Source organism: Aureispira sp. CCB-QB1 (assembly GCF_000724545.1).
In the GTDB taxonomy this organism is placed as follows: Bacteria; Bacteroidota; Bacteroidia; order Chitinophagales; family Saprospiraceae; genus Aureispira.
The window spans coordinates 20,528-38,947 of record NZ_JHBV01000008.1 but is presented as its reverse complement, the minus strand read 5'-3'; the positions used below and the strand labels follow the sequence as shown (position 1 = coordinate 38,947).

At 35.7% G+C, this 18,420-nt stretch carries 17 protein-coding genes; 9 read left to right on the top strand and 8 right to left on the bottom strand.

Annotated features, from left to right (window positions below):
• Positions 1-240 precede the first annotated feature (240 nt).
• Both ytxJ and CG11_RS03250 read left to right on the top strand, forming a co-directional pair.
• Complete coding sequence (ytxJ, locus tag CG11_RS03255) at positions 241-564, top strand: bacillithiol system redox-active protein YtxJ (protein WP_052593091.1); 324 nt, start codon at positions 241-243, stop codon at positions 562-564.
• A gap of 315 nt (positions 565-879) precedes the next feature.
• Positions 880-1,698, top strand: a complete 819-nt coding sequence (locus CG11_RS03250) for a DUF695 domain-containing protein (RefSeq protein ID WP_052593089.1) — start codon at positions 880-882, stop codon at positions 1,696-1,698.
• A gap of 27 nt (positions 1,699-1,725) precedes the next feature.
• Here the strand turns inward: CG11_RS03250 and CG11_RS03245 are convergent, their stop codons facing one another.
• The 4 genes from CG11_RS03245 to CG11_RS03230 form a co-directional block, all read right to left on the bottom strand.
• Positions 1,726-2,529, bottom strand: coding sequence for a hypothetical protein (locus tag CG11_RS03245; protein ID WP_081909447.1), 804 nt, complete (start codon positions 2,527-2,529; stop codon positions 1,726-1,728).
• A 113-nt stretch (positions 2,530-2,642) separates the two neighbouring features.
• Positions 2,643-4,823 carry a methionine--tRNA ligase gene (metG, locus tag CG11_RS03240; RefSeq protein WP_052593086.1) on the bottom strand — a complete coding sequence of 727 codons (2,181 nt, stop codon included), beginning with the start codon at positions 4,821-4,823 and terminating at the stop codon, positions 2,643-2,645.
• Between the two features lie 295 nt (positions 4,824-5,118).
• A complete protein-coding gene (locus CG11_RS03235) occupies positions 5,119-6,609 on the bottom strand; it encodes a cellulose synthase family protein (RefSeq protein ID WP_052593083.1) in 1,491 nt (496 codons plus the stop codon).
• Positions 6,610-6,611: 2 nt separating this feature from the next.
• Positions 6,612-7,298, bottom strand: coding sequence for a glycosyltransferase family 2 protein (locus CG11_RS03230; protein WP_052593081.1), 687 nt, complete (start codon positions 7,296-7,298; stop codon positions 6,612-6,614).
• Between the two features lie 793 nt (positions 7,299-8,091).
• Here CG11_RS03230 and CG11_RS03225 point away from each other — a divergent pair.
• The 4 genes from CG11_RS03225 (at position 8,092) to CG11_RS30075 (ending at position 10,988) form a co-directional block, all read left to right on the top strand.
• A complete protein-coding gene (locus CG11_RS03225) occupies positions 8,092-8,511 on the top strand; it encodes a hypothetical protein (RefSeq protein WP_052593079.1) in 420 nt (139 codons plus the stop codon).
• A gap of 17 nt (positions 8,512-8,528) precedes the next feature.
• Entirely contained in the window at positions 8,529-9,167 is a 639-nt protein-coding gene (locus CG11_RS03220) for a DinB family protein (protein ID WP_052593077.1), read from the top strand.
• A 298-nt stretch (positions 9,168-9,465) separates the two neighbouring features.
• On the top strand, positions 9,466-10,455 hold the full coding sequence (gene bioB, locus CG11_RS03215) for a biotin synthase BioB (protein ID WP_052593075.1): 990 nt from the start codon (positions 9,466-9,468) through the stop codon (positions 10,453-10,455).
• 356 nt (positions 10,456-10,811) lie between these two features.
• The gene (locus CG11_RS30075) at positions 10,812-10,988 is read left to right on the top strand and encodes a hypothetical protein (protein ID WP_156039641.1); all 177 of its coding nucleotides are present in this window, start codon (positions 10,812-10,814) and stop codon (positions 10,986-10,988) included.
• 49 nt (positions 10,989-11,037) lie between these two features.
• Here CG11_RS30075 and CG11_RS03210 read toward each other — a convergent pair whose 3' ends face one another.
• The 4 genes from CG11_RS03210 to CG11_RS03190 form a co-directional block, all read right to left on the bottom strand.
• On the bottom strand, positions 11,038-11,451 hold the full coding sequence (locus tag CG11_RS03210; RefSeq protein ID WP_052593072.1) for a hypothetical protein: 414 nt from the start codon (positions 11,449-11,451) through the stop codon (positions 11,038-11,040).
• Positions 11,452-12,097: 646 nt separating this feature from the next.
• Positions 12,098-12,718, bottom strand: a complete 621-nt coding sequence (locus CG11_RS03200) for a hypothetical protein (protein ID WP_052593068.1) — start codon at positions 12,716-12,718, stop codon at positions 12,098-12,100.
• Positions 12,719-13,034: 316 nt separating this feature from the next.
• Positions 13,035-13,529, bottom strand: a complete 495-nt coding sequence (locus CG11_RS03195) for a YchJ family protein (RefSeq protein ID WP_052593066.1) — start codon at positions 13,527-13,529, stop codon at positions 13,035-13,037.
• Positions 13,530-13,541: 12 nt separating this feature from the next.
• Positions 13,542-13,760, bottom strand: coding sequence for a VF530 family DNA-binding protein (locus tag CG11_RS03190; protein WP_052593065.1), 219 nt, complete (start codon positions 13,758-13,760; stop codon positions 13,542-13,544).
• Between the two features lie 294 nt (positions 13,761-14,054).
• Here CG11_RS03190 and CG11_RS03185 point away from each other — a divergent pair, with 294 nt between their 5' ends.
• The 3 genes from CG11_RS03185 to CG11_RS03175 all read left to right on the top strand — a co-directional run bounded on the left by CG11_RS03185 (position 14,055) and on the right by CG11_RS03175 (position 18,340).
• Entirely contained in the window at positions 14,055-16,748 is a 2,694-nt protein-coding gene (locus CG11_RS03185) for an N-6 DNA methylase (protein ID WP_052593063.1), read from the top strand.
• A gap of 127 nt (positions 16,749-16,875) precedes the next feature.
• Positions 16,876-17,382, top strand: coding sequence for a YciI family protein (locus tag CG11_RS03180; RefSeq protein WP_052593061.1), 507 nt, complete (start codon positions 16,876-16,878; stop codon positions 17,380-17,382).
• A gap of 4 nt (positions 17,383-17,386) precedes the next feature.
• On the top strand, positions 17,387-18,340 hold the full coding sequence (locus tag CG11_RS03175; RefSeq protein ID WP_052593059.1) for an ROK family protein: 954 nt from the start codon (positions 17,387-17,389) through the stop codon (positions 18,338-18,340).
• Positions 18,341-18,420: the final 80 nt, after the last annotated feature.

Sequence of the window (18,420 nt, the reverse complement as noted above, 5' to 3'; positions counted from 1 at the left end):
TTTTCAACGCAGAGAAATTGGAAAATGCTATTTTTTAGCCATACAAATTAATTCGTAATAATGTCTAATAAAAGACAGTAGATCCATTCTGATTCAAATCAGAATTTCAATTATTACTAGATACTTTATCGTAGTATTTCGTTGATTAACTTGCTACACTCCTTAGGTGTCAGTACAGTACTATATCAAGAAAATCAGAACTTTTTATCACAGCGTATCGCATTTAAAACCAATAAGTCAATGAAATGGAAAGAGCTTAACAATATTAATGATCTAGAAACTGCTTTAAAAGCCTCTTATGAACAACCTGTTGCCCTATTCAAGCACAGTACACGTTGCTCTGTTAGTTTGATGGCTAAAAAGAGTGTAGAACGTTTTTGGGATTTGGATATTGACGCTTATTACTTGGATTTAATCGCCCACAGAGATGTGTCGAACGCTATTGCAGATCAACTAAATATAGAGCATCAATCGCCTCAAATGATTCTAGTCAAAGAGGGAAAAGCTATTTATAATGCCTCTCATGGTTCTATTGATGTTGATACTATGGGAGATTTGTTATAGCGCTGCTATTTTTTAAAAAAATGTTAACGATCCATATATTAGGCAGTTGAAATTGTTTTCGCTGCCTTTTTATATGTTTAAATCCCTCTAAAGAGCCCAGTTGTTAAAATTTTGATTTGGAAAATTCAAAATCTTGTTACATTTACACCTAATATGAAATATTCTTGAATTGAAGGCAAAACAGATTTATTTAAACTCTGAGAATCCTTAAAAAAATTTATCGTTACAATATTCTGTCTATCTTAAATTAGTAGTTCGTTAATTAGCTTCGCCACTACTCCGTGGTTTCAACGAACTATTGCTAAATCTAAACCTATGAAAACTATTTTCCTTGCAGTCTTATGCCTTTTTTCTACATTTCTTCTATCTGCTCAAGATGATGAAGGAACTTGGGATGCTTATATGGCAGCTTACGAAGATGACAACCCCGGTTCTACAATATTGCGAATGGACTTAATAGAAAAAGCTCCATTAAAAGAATACTCTAAGTTATTAATAACAGGCGTTACTTACAAAAGCAATAGAGAAGATGGGTTTCCTGACAAGGAGATGCTTCAAACGCTTTATGAGATAAATGATAAACTAGAAGCTTTATTAAAAAAGCATTTTGAAATTATCTATGTTGGCAGTTTTACATATAATTATGAAAGATTAGGATATTATTATATCAAATCAGATAAGAACTTAGAGAAAAAGCTTCAAAAATTTTATAAAAAAAATTACCCTGGCTTTAAATCGCAGATCACCATTAAAGAGGACATTGAATGGAAGGCTTATACTGAATTTTTATACCCTAGTGAAGAAATATTGGGTTATATGTACAATAAGAAAGTTGTAAAAGCTCTTTACGATGCAGGGGATCTATTAACAGAAAAAAGAAGAATTGATCATTGGCTTTGGTTTCATGATGAAACAAAATTAAAAGAGTGTATATCTGAACTTGAGCAACTAGGTTATACAATCGAAGGCTATAAAAAAGTAGAAGAACGAGAAAATTTATATAGTATCCAAATTTGGAAAAATGGCTTGCCTGATATGGAGAATATTAGTGCTGAAACCTCCAGTTTGCAAGTATTAGCAAAGAAATATGATGGAGAATACGATGGCTGGGAAACAATTGTTGTAAAAAAATAAAGATGCCATTCCGAATCTCTTTAATCACTACAAGCCCGCAGAAAAAAGAAAATCTGGTACATCTGACTTTTGCATCAACACCAAATCACCTATTTCATTTTCATGGATCAAAACCATACCTTCATTGGGACGATTTCTTAGCTCTTTTGCAAAGCTATGTGCTACAAAAACGACTTCTTGATTAACCAATTCTTCTACATCATATAAGCGTCCAATTCGGCTAACTGTTTTATATTCTTGACCATCAGCAAGTACCGTCAAAGCAATAAAACGTTTGGTTCCTTTTATCTCAGTTGCCTCAATAATTTGCCCTTCTTGAAAGCTTACTTCTGCATAATAATCTGCATTAATAGCCCTGCGAATAGGGTAATTCAAACGACGAGTTAACACTTCTTGCTGTAACCATAAATCTTGCAACTGCTCTGTTGGAGTTTTGCTATTGCAAATCACTCGAACAGGAAATCCTTCTGGCACATAAATCTGAGCAATAACTTGATCTGTTAGCACCTCTCCTTTTACCGTAATTCTCTGATCTACTTTGGGCATATAAATCCTCAAAATTTCGTTCTTTCGTCTCCCTCGAACACTATAATGTCCTTTATGTGCCAACTTTCGTAGCAACTCATCGGACATACTAAAAGATTCTATCTGCGTGAATGTCCGCACAATTTTTCGATCCCAATCAATAATTTCATAGGGAATCTGCAAATCAATCAAAATCGTATCGCTATTTCTTAAGGAAAAAGAGCGTACATATTCTTTCAATAATTGCGCCGACATTATCTGGCTAAATAGGAATAAATTAATAAGAACAAGAAAAACTTTCTTCATTGCGGGAATCTGTATTTTGGAGTGTTGCCCAACTTATGTTAAGCAAGAATGACTACTCCAAAAGAGTAATCATTCCTTAACTAAACAGTTAGACTATAAAAAAGTTTACGATATTATCGGACTACACCTCCGTTAATTGCTGCTTCTTGAGGTCCCACAAAAATCAACTTGCCCGCTTCATTTTCTGCCATTAGAATCATTCCTTGCGACTCAATTCCCATCATTTTGCGTGGTGCCAAATTAGCAACTAGAGTCACTTGTTGCCCAATAACCTCTTCAGGTTCATAATGCAACGCGATACCAGACACAACTGTTCTAGTCTCAAATCCTAAATCAACGGTCAGCTTAAGTAACTTCTTAGCTTTTTTAATTTTTTCTGCGGCAGTAATAGTTCCTACTCGGAAATCTATTTTTGTAAAATCATCAAATGCGCACGTTTCTTTTACTTGCTCAGGCTCTTTTTCTGCTTGTGCTTTTAATGCCTCCATTTTCTTTTTTAACACTTCCAATTTTTGTTTTTGCAATTCAATCAACGCTAACCTAGATTTATCTTTTCTATCATTGATTTTAGCAAATAACAATTCGGGTGCATTAATTTTATGTCCTCCAGGAATTAAATGCCCTCCTTGCTTCAAGACTTGTTTCAACACATCAAAATCACCAGACTGTAATGGTTCTAAAGCCAATAAGGTTCTCAATTTAGCTGCTGTAAAAGGCAAAAACGGTTGACTCACAACGCTCAAGACCGTTGCAATCTGTAAGCTTAAATTCATAACGCCTTTCACCAAATCCGAATCTGGCTCTGTTTTCCAAACTTTCCAAGGTTCATTGCGCTGCAATAAAATATTAGCATAAGCAGAAATATCCATAAGAGCTTGCACGCCATTTTTAAACTCATAATTCAAAATACAAGTTTCTAAATGCGCTACTTTAGACAACAAAACTTTATAGGCATCCCCTAGTGTTATAGTTTTTTCATCCTCTACATCTTTGATAGATATGGAAGCATCTGCTGCGGGCACCTCTCCTTTATAATAACTATGTGTTAAGTTAATGACTCGGTTGATTAAATTCCCTAAATTAGCCACTAATTCATTATCATGCAATGCCACAAATTCGTCCCACTTAAAATCACCATCTTTGTTTTCTGGCAAAGTACGAATCAAAGCATAACGCAAGGCATCTTCCTTATTTGGGAAAGCTTCAAAATCTTTCAAATATTCATGCTGCTCAATTACCCAGCCCTTAGATTTAGAAAATTTTCGTCCTTCTAAGTTCAAAAATTGATTGGCAGGAACTGCTTTAGGCAATACATAATCTCCATGAGCATGCAACATGGCAGGGAACACAATGCAATGAAAAACAATATTATCTTTTCCAATAAAATGCACTAGCTCTACATCATCTCCTTTCCAATAGGACTCCCAGTCCGTATTATTCTCCAAAGCCCATTGCTTTGTTGCAGAAATATACCCTATTGGAGCATCAAACCAAACATACAGCACCTTCCCTTCTCCTCCTTCTACAGGCACAGGAATTCCCCAACTCAAATCTCTAGTAATTGCTCTAGGCTGCAAGCCTTCCCCATCATTCAACCAAGAATTGCATTGTCCAATTACATGTGACTTCCAAGTTTTGGGATCATGCAATTGCACTCCATCTACCTTTCCTGTTTTAACCCATTCTTTCAACCAATCACCGTGTTTATCCAATCTAAAGTACCAATGCTTTGTTTTTCTTAGAACTGGTGTTTTTCCACTCATAGTAGAGCGAGGTTCGATCAAATCGGTTGGTGACAAAGTCGATCCACAGTTTTCGCACTGATCGCCATAAGCTTCTGTGTGATTACATTTAGGACAAGTCCCAATAATATAACGATCGGCTAAGAATTGATCAAAAGCTTCGTCGTAATATTGCTCTGACTCTTTAACATCAAACTCACCTCCCTTTTCAAGCAACTTCTTGAAAAAGTCTTGTGCCGTTTCGTGGTGCAATGGAGCACTAGTACGGTGATACTTATCAAAGGAAATTCCTAGACGCTCAAAAGTCTCCTTATTCAAATTGTGGTAAGTATCTATAATATCTTGTGGTGTTCTCCCTTCTTGTTTGGCACGAATTGTAATCGCAGCACCATGCTCGTCTGAACCACAAATAAACACAACGTCTTTTCCTTGCAACCGTAGAAAGCGTGCATAAATATCTGCTGGCAAATAAGCACCTGCCAAATGTCCTAAATGCAATGCTCCATTTGCATACGGTAGAGCTGCCGTTATCGTGTGTTTTTTGTTGTTCATTCTTATTGTTTTAAATCATAACCCAAGAAATATAGCACTTTACAAGCATTTCTTAAATAGACATACTTCTATAGAAAAGTATTCAGAATGGAATTATTCTTTCTGAGTAATTTTCGATTGAAATTTTAAGTAATTATCCAGAAGCTGACTAAAATATTTTACGGCTTCTTTTGACCCTTTACTTAACAATACAGCGCCATTTTAGTTCCCATAGGGGCAAAAATAAACACTAGCCTTAAAAAAGCTAGTGTTTATTGTATTTTTTATATAAAAATCTTCTGTAAGTTCTTTTCTTCTATCCCATCATTCTGGCATGTACAAAAGAATAACCACTAATGATAGTATATCCTATGAACACTAAGATATGGAATGGCAACATACCTACTATTCCATAAGAAACTGAAACAACAATTGTTGACAAGAATAGCAAAGCTAATAATAATTCTACTTTAGCAATTGGGCTCACTCCTTTAGATAGGTATTTATTAGCTCCCCAACCTTTTTGCTTTTTGTCTTCCAAATTAAATTTAGGCGTACGAACGAAAGGTGTTTTTTTACCAATATATCCTTCAAAGGCTGCCATTGCATTGTGCAATGCCATTCCCATTGATAACGCTAAAAAGAAAGGAAAACGAATGACAAAAGAGAATAAGTTTTTAATCGAAAATCCACCTCTGGTATGCTCATAAGACAACCAGAAAAATAGAGAAACCATAATCATATTTAACGATCCCAAAGCGGCATATCCCAAGATATCATTATAAATTGAGGTATCTCCTTGATGAACGTGTTGTACCCAAACTAAAGGAATACTGCTCAAAGAAAGTAGCAAAATACAAATAAAGATACCCGTATTCATCAAATGCGAAATAGCGTGCAACTTATCTACAAAGCCTAAATCTTTGGCTTTCATAACTCTAGGCAAATTCTTAACAGCACATTCTGCTGCTCCTTTTGTCCATCTAAACTGTTGGCTTTTGAAGGCATTCATCGCCACAGGCAACTCTGCTGGAGTTGTTACATCTCCCAAATACTTGAATACCCAACCTTTTAGCTGAGCACGGTAACTCAAATCCAAATCTTCTGTCAAAGTATCGGAAGACCAACCACCTGCATCTTCAATACAAGCACGTCTCCAAAGACCAGCCGTGCCATTAAAGTTCATGAAGTGTCCTGACATGTTACGTCCCATTTGCTCTACCACAAAATGCGCATCCAATGCCAAAGCTTGCATTTGAGTCAAAAACGAATAGTTTTTATTCATGTGTTCCCAACGCGTTTGAACCACACCAATTTTCTCATTTTTAAAATAAGGAATTGTGCGCTTCAAGAAATCTGCATGAGGGATAAAGTCAGCATCAAATACAGCCACAAATTCACCTTTAGAAATGGTCAAACCATAGGCAAGCGCACCAGCTTTAAAGCCAACTCGCTCTGGGCGGCGAACATGTTGTATGTTCCACCCATAAGGCTCCAACGCTTTGATTTTGTTGGCAATAATTTGAACTGTCTCGTCTGTAGAATCGTCCAAGACTTGGATTTCTACTTTTTCTTTAGGGTAGTCTAACAAAACAATAGCATCTAAAAGGCGTTCTACAACGTACAATTCGTTGTAAACAGGTAGCTGAATCGTTACTGTAGGCACAAAATCGTCCGTCATTACGGCATTGTTATTCTCTTTTCGGCGTCTCCACCAAAAGCTAATGGCAAGGTGCAATTGCACACAGCTATAAAGAAAGATAAAAATGAGGGGAAGCACGTACAACGCAATGATAAATATTTCCACGTTTATTTGTATTTGAATATTGTTGTAATAATTTTATAACCTGCTAAAATAGTTCCTTTGATAGTTCCTGAGATTTTAGATTTTCCTACTCGTACTCGATAAGAGACTGGAATTTCAGTAGTTTTAAGTCCTTGTTTTGCTGCCTTTACTTGCATTTCTACTGTCCAACCATAGGTTTCATCACACATATTCAAGTCTATCAGTCTGTCATATTTTATTGCTCTAAAGGGTCCCAAGTCGGTATAAACGACTCCATAAAACCATTTAATGAGCATTGTTGCTAGCCAATTGCCAAAAACTTGTTGCGGAGTCATCGAACCTTGTTCCTTGTCTCCCAACGCTCTTGAACCAATAACCATCTCTACATCGCTTTTCAAAATTGGTGCCACTATTTGTGGTAGCTCCTCAGGATGATCTGAATAGTCTGCATCCAGAAAAACCACAATATCTGGTTTTTGCTCCATTTTTTTGAGATAATCGATTCCTTTTAGGCAAGCAAAACCGTATCCTTGTTGTTGCTCATGCAGTACTGTTGCACCTGCTGATTTTGCGACCGTTGCCGTCTCATCATTCGAATTATTGTTCACCACAATAACTTCCTGAACAAGATCCATTGGAATATCTTGAATAACACGTCCCACTGAATTTTCTTCGTTGTAAGCAGGAATGATGACCACTATTCTTGCCATACTTCTAATTTAATGTTCTTTTTCCCACGCATTTAAATAGTATTATATTTTTAAATTCATTCTTCAAAATGCACATACAACACTATTTGAATTACTAAAAGTGGCTATCTTCTCGCAAAAATGGTTTAAATGTGCCGCAAAAGTAGTATAAAAAAAACAGTTTGCCATAAAAATTTAAACCTTTTCTATCTATTCTTTAAAATAATCATAGAAGCTTATTTTTTTAAAGTGACATTTTTATCTAAAAAATAACGTCTATAACGTTTTAGGTCTATTTTATTGCTCAAAAAAATCTTTTGAAAAGATTTCTAATCCATTAAGTATTGGAAAGTAAATAGTTTATTCCTAACTTCCAGTATATAATTTTGTAATTTGGGGCTTAAATATGAGGTCTTTTTAGAGCAGAATAGTGTTGTTTTATGCGTAGGCTTTTATTGTGCTCTAAAAATGAAACCATTAACGATTGCCACGAAACGATCATAGAATTTATAAAAAGCGAACTGTTCGATTTTTTAATCATGTTAATAAAAGGAAAAAAGACCGTGTCGCGAACCATACAACTTCATTATAGGTTTATTGTAGGTACTACGTTTTGTAATAATCGTTATTACTCGTACTACTTAATTTAGTAGTTCGTTGATTAGTTCGTGAGCGCTTTGCTTTTAGTTAGCTTCGCTGCCACTATGTGGTACTTCGTGGGCGCTGCGCTTTTAGTTAACTGCGCTACTACTTCGTGGTTTCAACGAACTATTGTTAATTATTTTCTTATTATAACTTAAAATAATGTTATCTCATGAGTGGATTACTCCTTCCCTTATTAGCAATTATCACAGGAATGCTGGCCGCTGCATCTGTTGTTGTCAAAAAATCTCCAGACGCAGCCAATCTTATAAAAAAAATCAAACCTTATGAAGCTGGAATTGGGGCTGCATCTCTTATTCTTGGCATTCTGAAACTACTAAATATTGCGCTAGCATTTAGAATAGGTTTGATTTGGGGACTTGTATATATATCTTGTGTTGCCTCTTGTATTGTAATGGGATTTCTTTTAGGTTATCCTGTACTTCAAGATTTATTATTGGATGAACTAAGTGAAGATGCAAGAGCTAAAAGTGCAGAAATGTACGAACGACTTACTCCTTACAAAGTAACATCAGGACTTGTTGCAATGGGTACTGGTTTGTATTTATTAGTAATAGGAATTATATTTTAATACTAGTCTAAAAATTTATGCCGAAAACTGTACAGACCATAACACTGTTGCGAGAATTAGAGCGATTGAATCAACGTTTATCTGAAATTGTTGCTAGAGACTTTGCCAATTTGAGCTCGGAACAATTGAATTGGCGAGAGCATGAAGAAAAATGGAGCATCGCAGAATGCTTGCTGCACTTAAACTATGTTGCTGATTATTATTTTCCTGCAACACTCAAAGCTATTAAAAATTCAAAGTCAAAAAAAAGCAAACCACAAGCAAAATTTACTAGAGGATGGCTAGGACATTATTACGCTAGCAAGTTTCGCCTTAATCTTGATAATCAAATGAAAAGCAAAATTGAATCGCCTTCTAAATATAATCCAAGAAGTATTTCATCTAGCCAATTGGAAGGCAAAGCGATTGTTCAAGAATTTTTAGCAAATCAAGATACCCTCTATTCTATGCTTCAAGATGCTCGTTTAATCAATTTGCAAAAAACTCGTGTTTATGCAGCTTTCTTAGGACTAGTAAGCATACAGTTGGGTGATATGCTCAAAATCTTAGTTTATCATACAGAAAGGCATATTGTCCAAGCTCAACGAATTTTGTATCACGACTATTTTCCAGGTAACTTACCTTTAAAAGATTTGCTGTCTCAACGAGATGAGTAAAATATCAAGAAAAAACTTGTTGCAAGTTGAATTTTATTAATTACTTTTGTCTGACGAAGTTGAAAAAATCGATGGAAGCACCTTTTCAATAAACATTGTTATGATGCTATCTAATAGAGTTCCAAAAAAAATTAATGGACGATATTAATCAATAAAAGATACGATTTTTATAAAATAATGAAAATTAGACAAGACCGTATGTTTTAACCAATGGTCTTAGTTAACGGATTTGAATGTTTATGGGTAAATAACTATCCAAATCATCAAATCATCAAACCTTCAAATTAAAATAAGTACTATGAGTTTACGTAATGACTGGACAAGAGAAGAAATCGAAGCCATTTACAACAAGCCAATTTTAGAATTAATCTATGAAGCGGCTACAATTCATCGTGAAAACAACGACCCTAGCGAAGTGCAGGTATCTACTCTTTTGTCAATTAAAACAGGTGGGTGTCCTGAAAACTGTTCCTATTGTCCACAATCGATTCATCATAATACCGACTTGGAACCTGAACGTTTATTAACATTAGACGAAGTAATGACAAAAGCAAGTATTGCGAGTCAAAATGGTTCTACTCGATTCTGCATGGGAGCTGCTTGGAGAAATGTAAAAGACAACAAGCAGTTTGATCGTGTTATTGATATGGTTAAAGGCGTAAATTCTCTAGGTATGGAGGTATGTTGTACTTTAGGTATGTTGACCAAAGAGCAAGCCGAACGCTTAAAAGAAGCTGGCTTACACGCTTACAACCACAACTTAGATACTTCTGAAGGACATTACGCAGAAATCATTACAACTAGAACATATCAAGATCGCTTGGATACCTTAGAACATGTTAGAGAAACAGGGCTAAATGTTTGTAGTGGTGGAATCATTGGGTTGGGAGAAACCGCAGAGGACAGAATTATTATGCTACACACTCTAGCTAACCTTCCTAAACATCCAGAATCTGTTCCTGTCAATGCATTAGTTGCCGTAAAAGGTACGCCTCTTGAAAATCAAGAACGAGTGTCAGTTTGGGACATGGTTCGAATGATTGCTACTGCAAGAATTATCATGCCTAAATCTCAAGTTCGCCTTTCTGCTGGACGCCAAGAGATGCCTATTACAGAACAAGCGTTGTGCTTTATGGCAGGTGCTAGCTCTATATTTGCTGGTGAAAAATTATTAACCACACCAAATCCAGATGTAGACCAAGATAAAATGATGTTTGAATTATTAGGATTAAAACCTATGGCAGCATTTAAAGGTCAAGAAAAAGAATTAGAAGCGACTGAATTCTAAAAATAATTCTATATAAATATCCCAAAGCACTGTTTTTTTTTAGAAAGCAGTGCTTTTTATGTTTTACTAACCTCCCTGTTCTTTATTCTCATCAAATAAATTCAGCATTTCATAAAACAATCTCAATAGGCACTCAAACAAGGCTCACTAAAGAGTTTGTGCTCTTGCTACCTTTCAAACACAGCTCTTTTTCAGGACTTTATGTTCACATTTTATAAAAATAGAATTCGCTATTACTATGAAAATTGCTTTTTTTGTTTTAATTTTATATAACTATCAAAAAATCAACGAATTACTAACAAGTTCATAGTATAGTTTCGTATTCCCATTTATCTGATCCCTCAAAATCATTGCTTATGGAGTTCTTTATCACCCCCATTGCCTTGATAGTAGGAACGTTCCTTTTAGGATTTATTATCCTTAGCTTCATTTATTGGATGCGAAAAGGCAACGTAGGTCATTTGCCTCCTAATCAGGCAAGCGCCGATTATCCTTTTACACATTTCAGGCATTTAACACCTGAAAGCTTGTAAATACCTAATCGATAGAAGCCAATCCACCCATTGATTGGCTTCTTTTTCACTATCCCCAAAGACCTCCTATTCCTGCTACTATCAGCATGGCAAACAAGCCTAAGAATAGCAAGGCTGTTGCCCTCCACAAATGGCTATTTTGTTCCAACAAATGCTCCATACGGTTAGAGAGGCTTTCTGGTTGATACCATTTTACTTGTCTTGTATATTGAAAGGTTACATAACTCCAGTAAATAAAGAGGCACCCCTGAACAAATGCCATTATTTCTAGCACAATTATGATCGTAGACCAGTCGTCATCTATAAAAATAGAAAGCCCAATCAGGCAAAGTAATGTGCCAATAACAAACCCTAGAGCAGATAATATGCTTAACCAAACTTCGACTCGTTTGATTTCAACAAAACAGCTGCTTTTATGCTCTGACTGAATTGTATTGTCATCTAGTAAATTATTATTCGCCATTTATAAGTAATAATAGCAAGTAAAACAGCCTTCTTTTTGTGCTACTCTTCATCAGAAAAACTTGTCTTAGCTCGCTAAGCCTTCCTTTTTCTTCTTTGATTAGCAAAAAAATAATCCCATTTTTTGTTCTTATTTTTTCTGACCTCTTACTTATTAGAAAATTAATGTATCATTATGCTTAAATAGTTAGCTGCCCTGCTACTAAATCAAATAATTGCAAGGAAAGAAAAAATCATTGAGCCAATTAAAACGACCAGAAAAAACAGCAGCAAAAGGGGACCTACCATCCAAAAATAACGCTGTTTTCTAAAGGCAAGTTCCAAGTCAGCTATATATTCACTTTCTTGATAATTCTTTAACGAACTCCAACTTTTGTATAAGAGATAATTGGTATATGTTGCTAAGGAACAGGCTACGATATAACACAATGTTGATCTGTAGTATGTTTTGATATAGTCATATTGAAAGCCCCAAATGACATCACTAATCACAAGTCCCCAAAATACCAATATTATAAAAGTCAAAATAATTATGGTCTTTTGTTGCCAATATAAAACCTTTGTGACTGCTTGTTTGGTGGATATTCCCATGCGATTAAAATTACTTTTGGTTGCTTCTCCAATTTTTAAATTCCAAGCACCTACTTTTAATCCAAATCTTTTTTAGAAAAACCCAAAGCCTTTAAGTACGCCATCATTTCTTTTTTGAAATTAAACGTGGGATGTTTTCGAATCATATCAAAGGCAAAATCAAAGTCTTTGTAACTGTATTGGATGGGGGTAGTTTCACCTAAAGTAGACATAACAACAGGCGCATTTGTTGCCGCTAGTACTTTTCTACTTGTATCTAAAAACGGGAAAATATAGTTGCGCACAAATTCTTGATATTTAGGCGGATGCAATTCATAATATTGATCTGCTAAACGAGCATATCGATGCATCGTTTCTCTATATTCCATCACAAAAACGTTGCTCAACTCATTTCTCCTAGATTGAAGCATGGTGACATCTTTAGCTTGCAATTGTGCTTCCATATCTTTGATAATTAACCGCAAACGTTCTTTTTTGAGCTTGTACTCATCTTCTAAAGAAAACAGTTTATCATTTTGTTGCAATTGGATTTGTTGAAGTTGAGCTTGTAACTTAGCAATAGCCTCCATTTGTTGTCCTCGAACATACAACCAAGTTACCAATACAACAACAATAAAAACTAAAATATTCACTACATAAAAAATCCAATCGGCCTGAATTGCTTCTATAAATGTCATCTTTAAAAGTTCTAGGTTATTAATTTTAGTAGTTAGCTTAGTTACTCCCTTCGGTCATGAGCCAGTAAGCTGGGTTTGTTACTCCCTACGGTCGTGAGCTCGCTATGCTCGGTTCGCTGCTACTTCGTGGTCGTTGGTTACTTCGTGAGCGCTTTGCATTTAGCTAGCCTTGTTACGTGCGTTCGCATAGTTCGGTTCGCTGCTACTGTATGGTTTCAACAAACTATTGCAATTTTGTAGCAAAAGATAGTAAAATAATATAATTATCACAAACTACTGTACCGAAAACAACAGCAATTCAACAAAAATAATTCACTCAAAAGCCTCCCTTTTTCGCGCAACATTTTTTAAACTTCTTTCCACTTCCACAAGAACAAGGATCATTGCGACCAATTTTTGAAGTTTTAGTATAAATTCGCTTAGGTTCTACCCCTTCCACAAAATACCATTTTCCTTCGACCCTCTTAAACAAAGAATCTTCTGTATGTACTTTCAGGAGATTTTGATATTTGTAATGTGCTTTAAAAACAACACGCCCTACGTCATCTTTTTCTGAGCCCTGTGTTCTTTGAAGAATTTCCAGACCTTTCCAATCGGCTTCTTTAGCCCAACTTTCAATTGTTTTTCGATCGCTGTCTGCTCTTCTATCAGGGTGAACCGTATGGATAATATAATCTATTTCCCCTTTTACATGTGCCGTATACCTTGAACGCATCAACGCTTCTGCTGTTGGTGCATTTTGTCTCCCTTCTAAAAAAGGAGCGCAGCAATTAGAGTAAGTTTGTTGGCTACCACAAGGACATTTTTCCATTGTTATCATTTTTTACCTTTCAATTGTCTGAATATACAAAGCTTCTACTTTTTTTCTCGCCCAAGGAGTTTTACGCAAAAACTTTAAGCTAGATTTAATACTAGGGTCGTGATTAAAACAACGGATATTGATTTTATATCCCAAGTGCTCCCAGCCATAAATTTCAACCAAGTATTCCAAAATATTCAGTAACGTTTTTCCATGAAGTGGATTATTCGGCTGTTTTTCCATATCAATTTTATTATTTACTGATTACTAAAATGTTATCACAGGAACAAACAAAACCCATTTTACTAATAATCAAGTTAATACAATTTAAAATTACTTCTACTAAGTTCTTTCGATAGACTATTATAGAAGTAAAAGTTTAAAAGTACAGCTTTTCAGAATATGTTAGTATATTTATTGTAATTTTCTGATCCAGTAGTTCGCGACTAGGTACATCAAACCTATAAGTTGACTAATATGCTGTATCATACCAACTACCGACATTAAACAGATATAATTAGCCCCTCAGTATTTAATATGGATACCAAAACCAGAGAGCATGCACAACAGTTAGAAGCTGTTTTTTTTTCGACCTTAGACTCCCTTCGAGGTGTTTGGGATGCCAACAACGCAAGTAGTGTCTTACTTTCTTTAGTATTTTTCAAACGAATTTTAGCCCTCCAAAAAGAGCACGTTTTTGATTTTATTGAAACAGAGCCAGAAGACTATCTTTGGTCAAGTAATTTTAGAAATAAAGTTATTGATGATCCAGAGTTAGCCATGCGCGACCTAATTATTACCCTAACGCAATTTTCCAAGCGAAATACTTCGCTCAAAAATATTTTTGCGCCGTTGGGGCTCGCTTTACAAGAAGAAAATAATCTACAATTACTCATTCAAGTTATTCTAGTATTGGAGGATTTAGATTTCTCAACCAAAGCCATTTCTATTTCCGAATTTGGCAGTTTCTTTAACGACAGTTTGTATAGAACCGCACTTCGAGCAAGTAATACTGGGATTAAACGAACGACCCCCAAAACAATTAATCAATTATTAGTAGAACTTGCCAATCCCCAAACCAACGAATCTGTCTACGATCCTACTGCTGGTCAAGGTTCTAGTTTGATTGCATTTCTAAACAAAGAGCCCAACTTGCATGTTTTTGCTCAAGAACAAAATATTCATATCTGGGCACTCTGTAAAATGAATTTATGGGCAAATGGAGCTTATCAAGCCCAAATCAGTAATGGAAACACCTTAGTAGATGACTTACAAGAAGATTTGAAAGTAGACATTGCCATTGCTCATTTTCCTTTTGGTCAATATACACCAACAGAAAAAATCAAAGAACAGTCCTATACTTCTATTCCTTTTGACGTAAGTACACCACATATTCCTTGCAATAGCCTGTTTATACAACTCATGTTGTCCAAATTAAACACCAAAGGGCGCTTAATTACCATCATGCCAATTAATACGCTAGTAGATGATAAAGAAGATAGAAAACTGAGAGAATTTCTTATTCGTAGAGATTTATTAGAAGCTGTTATCACGTTGCCTTATGGGTTGTTGCATTCTACGGGTATTCCCATCTGTATTTTGGTGATTAATAAAAATAAAACTACTTTGCGAAAAGAGCAAATTTTATTTATAAACGGTGCCAACTTGGATGTCAAAACGCAATCCAAACTAAACCGTGAATTAACTCCCAAACATGTAGAATGTATTCGGGCCGTCTTTCATCACTTAGACACCGACTGCACACCAGAACTGGAGGCTTGCGTTTCTACAATTCCTTTACATCAAGTTATCTTAAACGATTATAATTTAGATGCCAAGCGTTACGCCTCTCCTTTTATTGCACAACTTCGATTGTTAGAAGCGCACGGACAGTTAATTCGGCTCAAAGAAATTTTTAGATCCGAACGCCCAGCATTGTGGTTTGACGAAACACCTTATCAAGATATTCCTTACATACGCCCTCAGAATTTGGGTAAATCCATTACCAACTATCTAATTGACCCTAAAAATATTCCCAACACTGATGAGGTGCAGCAAGTTGCTGGTCAACTGATTAATGAATCTATTTTATTGGTCAACCGATCTGGTCGAAAATTGAGAACAAGTTACTTTGTTTTTCAAGGTACTCCTATATTGGTTAATGAAGACATCATGACCTTTCGAGTGGACGAAGATCGCCTCTTAATTGAATACCTCATTTTGCAACTACACGATGATCTTTTTATACAGCAACTCAATATGTATAAGATGGATTATCAACACAACATGATTACGGAAGAATACTTTGAAGGGCTTCAAATCAATTTACCCCCTTTAGAAGAACAGGCGACAATTATCAAAGAAACAAAAGTTCGTTTGCTTCAAGAAGAGGAAGAAAAAGTAGAGCAACTTCGAAATGATTTAAATTTAGGCAAACAAAGAGCTCAAAATGAACAATATAAAATTATTTCTTCCTTGCAACATGAATTAGGAAATCGATTGCCTGCTGTTCTTACAGAAATTAAAAACTTAAAATATTTTCTAAAAGACAAAGAGGAAGATCAAACACCAATTAATTTTTCAGAACCCATGTTTCCCGTTTTTGAGGACGAAGATATTGATACTGTTGACACCTTAGCCACCACGATAGAACGAATAGAATCCATACTCATTCATTCTATCAATAGCCTTGATTCAACAGGAGATATTATCAAAGCGGATCGAAGTAAACTCAATCTAGAACGAACGAAAATTAAAGATTTTTTAGAAGAAATTCAACAATTTTATACGCAAGAAACAAGTTTTAGAATTCAGATTGAAGTAGAGGAGGATGCCAAAGGGCGAGAAATCCCAATCTATACCCTCATTGATAAAACACAACTTACAACTGTTTTCACCAACCTTATTGACAATGCGAAACGCCATGGTTTTGTGCAAAACAACAAGCAGTATACCATTCAATTTAGAGTTGGCTTATCTTCTGATCAACAAGAGGTGATTATTCTTTATAAAAACGACGGAAAAGAGTTTCCTAATAACTTTTCTTTCGAAGATTTTATTGGTTATGGAAATTATGCAGGGCAAACAGGGCACTCTGGAATCGGGGGCTATCTAATTCACCAAATTATTGACAATCATAACGGAAATATCCATTATAGGAAACGGACAGACCGACGTGATCCCTTCAAAGTACAATTTGAAATTGCCTTGCCTGCTCTATCTACAAAATAGCATTTAAAGTTTTGAAATTAGACCGTCTGTTTTGTACCTTTAATTATTATAAACACCATATACTCTTACAGTAATTCTCTGTAAAAATGAAAGAATTTTACTACTAGAGTACCAAGAAACAACAAGTATGTTAAACAAAAAAACAGCTTTCCTATTTATCGTAATTGTAGTCTATTTTCTGTATTCTTGTGCCAATAACGAACAGGCTCAAAAAACAATAGAATCAGAGACAACTATCGTAGATAAACAACCCGAAACAGGTTACGATAGCTTACTCGCACAACGATTAGGAGCTGATGCCTATGGAATGCGTCAATATGTTATGGCGTTTCTAAAAAAAGGACCGAATAGACCTGAAGACCCTGAAGAAGCTAAACGATTACAAACCAAACATCTCGAAAATATAGGAAAACTAGCAGAGGAAGGGAAACTAGTTGTTGCAGGACCTTTTTTGGACGATGGAGAGCTGCGGGGCATTTATATTTTTAATGTAAAAACTATCGAAGAAGCAGAAATGTTAACCAATACAGATCCGGCCATACAATCAGGTAGCTTGGTAATGGAACTTCACCCTTGGTATGGTTCTGCGGCTTTAGTTGATGTTAATACAATTCATAATAAAATAAAGAAATAATAAATTGAAAGTATCTGTAGGAATTGATATAGGAGGAACCAATACCGTTTGGGGCATCATTGACGAGCAAGGGCAAGTCCAGTTGGAAGGTAATATTCGAACAAAGGACTATACGAATCCGAATGACTTTGTTGCCAAATTAGCGTTAGACATTAAAGAAGATCTTCAACTACACCCCCAGTTTGAATTAGTAGGAATGGGAGTTGGCGCTCCCAATGGAAATTATTTTAACGGCACAATAGAACATGCTCCTAATTTGATATGGAAAGGCATTGTTCCTCTACAAAAAATGTTTCAAACGCATTTTGATTTGCCTGTTTGGATTACCAACGATGCCAATGCTGCCGCTATAGGAGAAATGCTATTTGGAGCCGCTAAAGGCATGAAAGACTTTGTTGTTGTTACTTTAGGAACTGGCTTGGGAAGTGGTTTTGTTGTTAATGGCGAACTGATCTATGGACACGATGCTTTTGCAGGAGAGTTAGGACATACCATTATAGAACGAGATGGAAGACTTTGTGGCTGTAGTCGAAAAGGTTGCTTAGAAACCTATGCTTCTGCCACGGGAATTGTTCGCACAGCCAAAGAGCGTTTAGAACACTATGAAGGAAAAAGCTTGCTACAAGAACAAGAGCGTATTAGCTCAAGAATCATCGCCGAATGTGCAGAAAAAGGAGATGCATTAGCGTTGGAAATTTTTGATTATACAGCCCAACAATTAGGCTACAGCTTAGCTAATACGGTTGCCATTACGAGTCCAGAAGCCATTATTTTATTCGGAGGTTTAGCCAATTCGGGCGCCTTAATTGCAGCCCCCACCAAACATTATATGGAAGCCTACATGCTCAATATCTTTCAAAACAAAGTAAAACTACTTGTTTCTACCGTTCCTCAACATCACGCTGCTATTTTAGGAGCAGGAGCATTGGCGTGGAAAAATGTCAATGGGGCTTTGTAGATACATCCCTTTATAGAGAACACAAATTCAAAATCTTAGACATGCTATTGTATAGTAAGTCTAAGATTTTGAAACGCAAG

Bases quoted from the DNA above. Each gene is read 5' to 3' on its own strand.
- ytxJ (WP_052593091.1), top strand. From the start codon at position 241: ATGAAATGGAAAGAGCTTAACAATATTAATGATCTAGAAACTGCTTTA.
- CG11_RS03250 (WP_052593089.1), top strand. From the start codon at position 880: ATGAAAACTATTTTCCTTGCAGTCTTATGCCTTTTTTCTACATTTCTT.
- CG11_RS03245 (WP_081909447.1), bottom strand. From the start codon at position 2,529: ATGAAGAAAGTTTTTCTTGTTCTTATTAATTTATTCCTATTTAGCCAG.
- metG (WP_052593086.1), bottom strand. From the start codon at position 4,823: ATGAACAACAAAAAACACACGATAACGGCAGCTCTACCGTATGCAAAT.
- CG11_RS03230 (WP_052593081.1), bottom strand. From the start codon at position 7,298: ATGGCAAGAATAGTGGTCATCATTCCTGCTTACAACGAAGAAAATTCA.
- CG11_RS03225 (WP_052593079.1), top strand. From the start codon at position 8,092: ATGAGTGGATTACTCCTTCCCTTATTAGCAATTATCACAGGAATGCTG.
- CG11_RS03220 (WP_052593077.1), top strand. From the start codon at position 8,529: ATGCCGAAAACTGTACAGACCATAACACTGTTGCGAGAATTAGAGCGA.
- bioB (WP_052593075.1), top strand. From the start codon at position 9,466: ATGAGTTTACGTAATGACTGGACAAGAGAAGAAATCGAAGCCATTTAC.
- CG11_RS30075 (WP_156039641.1), top strand. From the start codon at position 10,812: ATGGAGTTCTTTATCACCCCCATTGCCTTGATAGTAGGAACGTTCCTT.
- CG11_RS03210 (WP_052593072.1), bottom strand. From the start codon at position 11,451: ATGGCGAATAATAATTTACTAGATGACAATACAATTCAGTCAGAGCAT.
- CG11_RS03200 (WP_052593068.1), bottom strand. From the start codon at position 12,718: ATGACATTTATAGAAGCAATTCAGGCCGATTGGATTTTTTATGTAGTG.
- CG11_RS03195 (WP_052593066.1), bottom strand. From the start codon at position 13,529: ATGGAAAAATGTCCTTGTGGTAGCCAACAAACTTACTCTAATTGCTGC.
- CG11_RS03190 (WP_052593065.1), bottom strand. From the start codon at position 13,760: ATGGAAAAACAGCCGAATAATCCACTTCATGGAAAAACGTTACTGAAT.
- CG11_RS03185 (WP_052593063.1), top strand. From the start codon at position 14,055: ATGGATACCAAAACCAGAGAGCATGCACAACAGTTAGAAGCTGTTTTT.
- CG11_RS03180 (WP_052593061.1), top strand. From the start codon at position 16,876: ATGTTAAACAAAAAAACAGCTTTCCTATTTATCGTAATTGTAGTCTAT.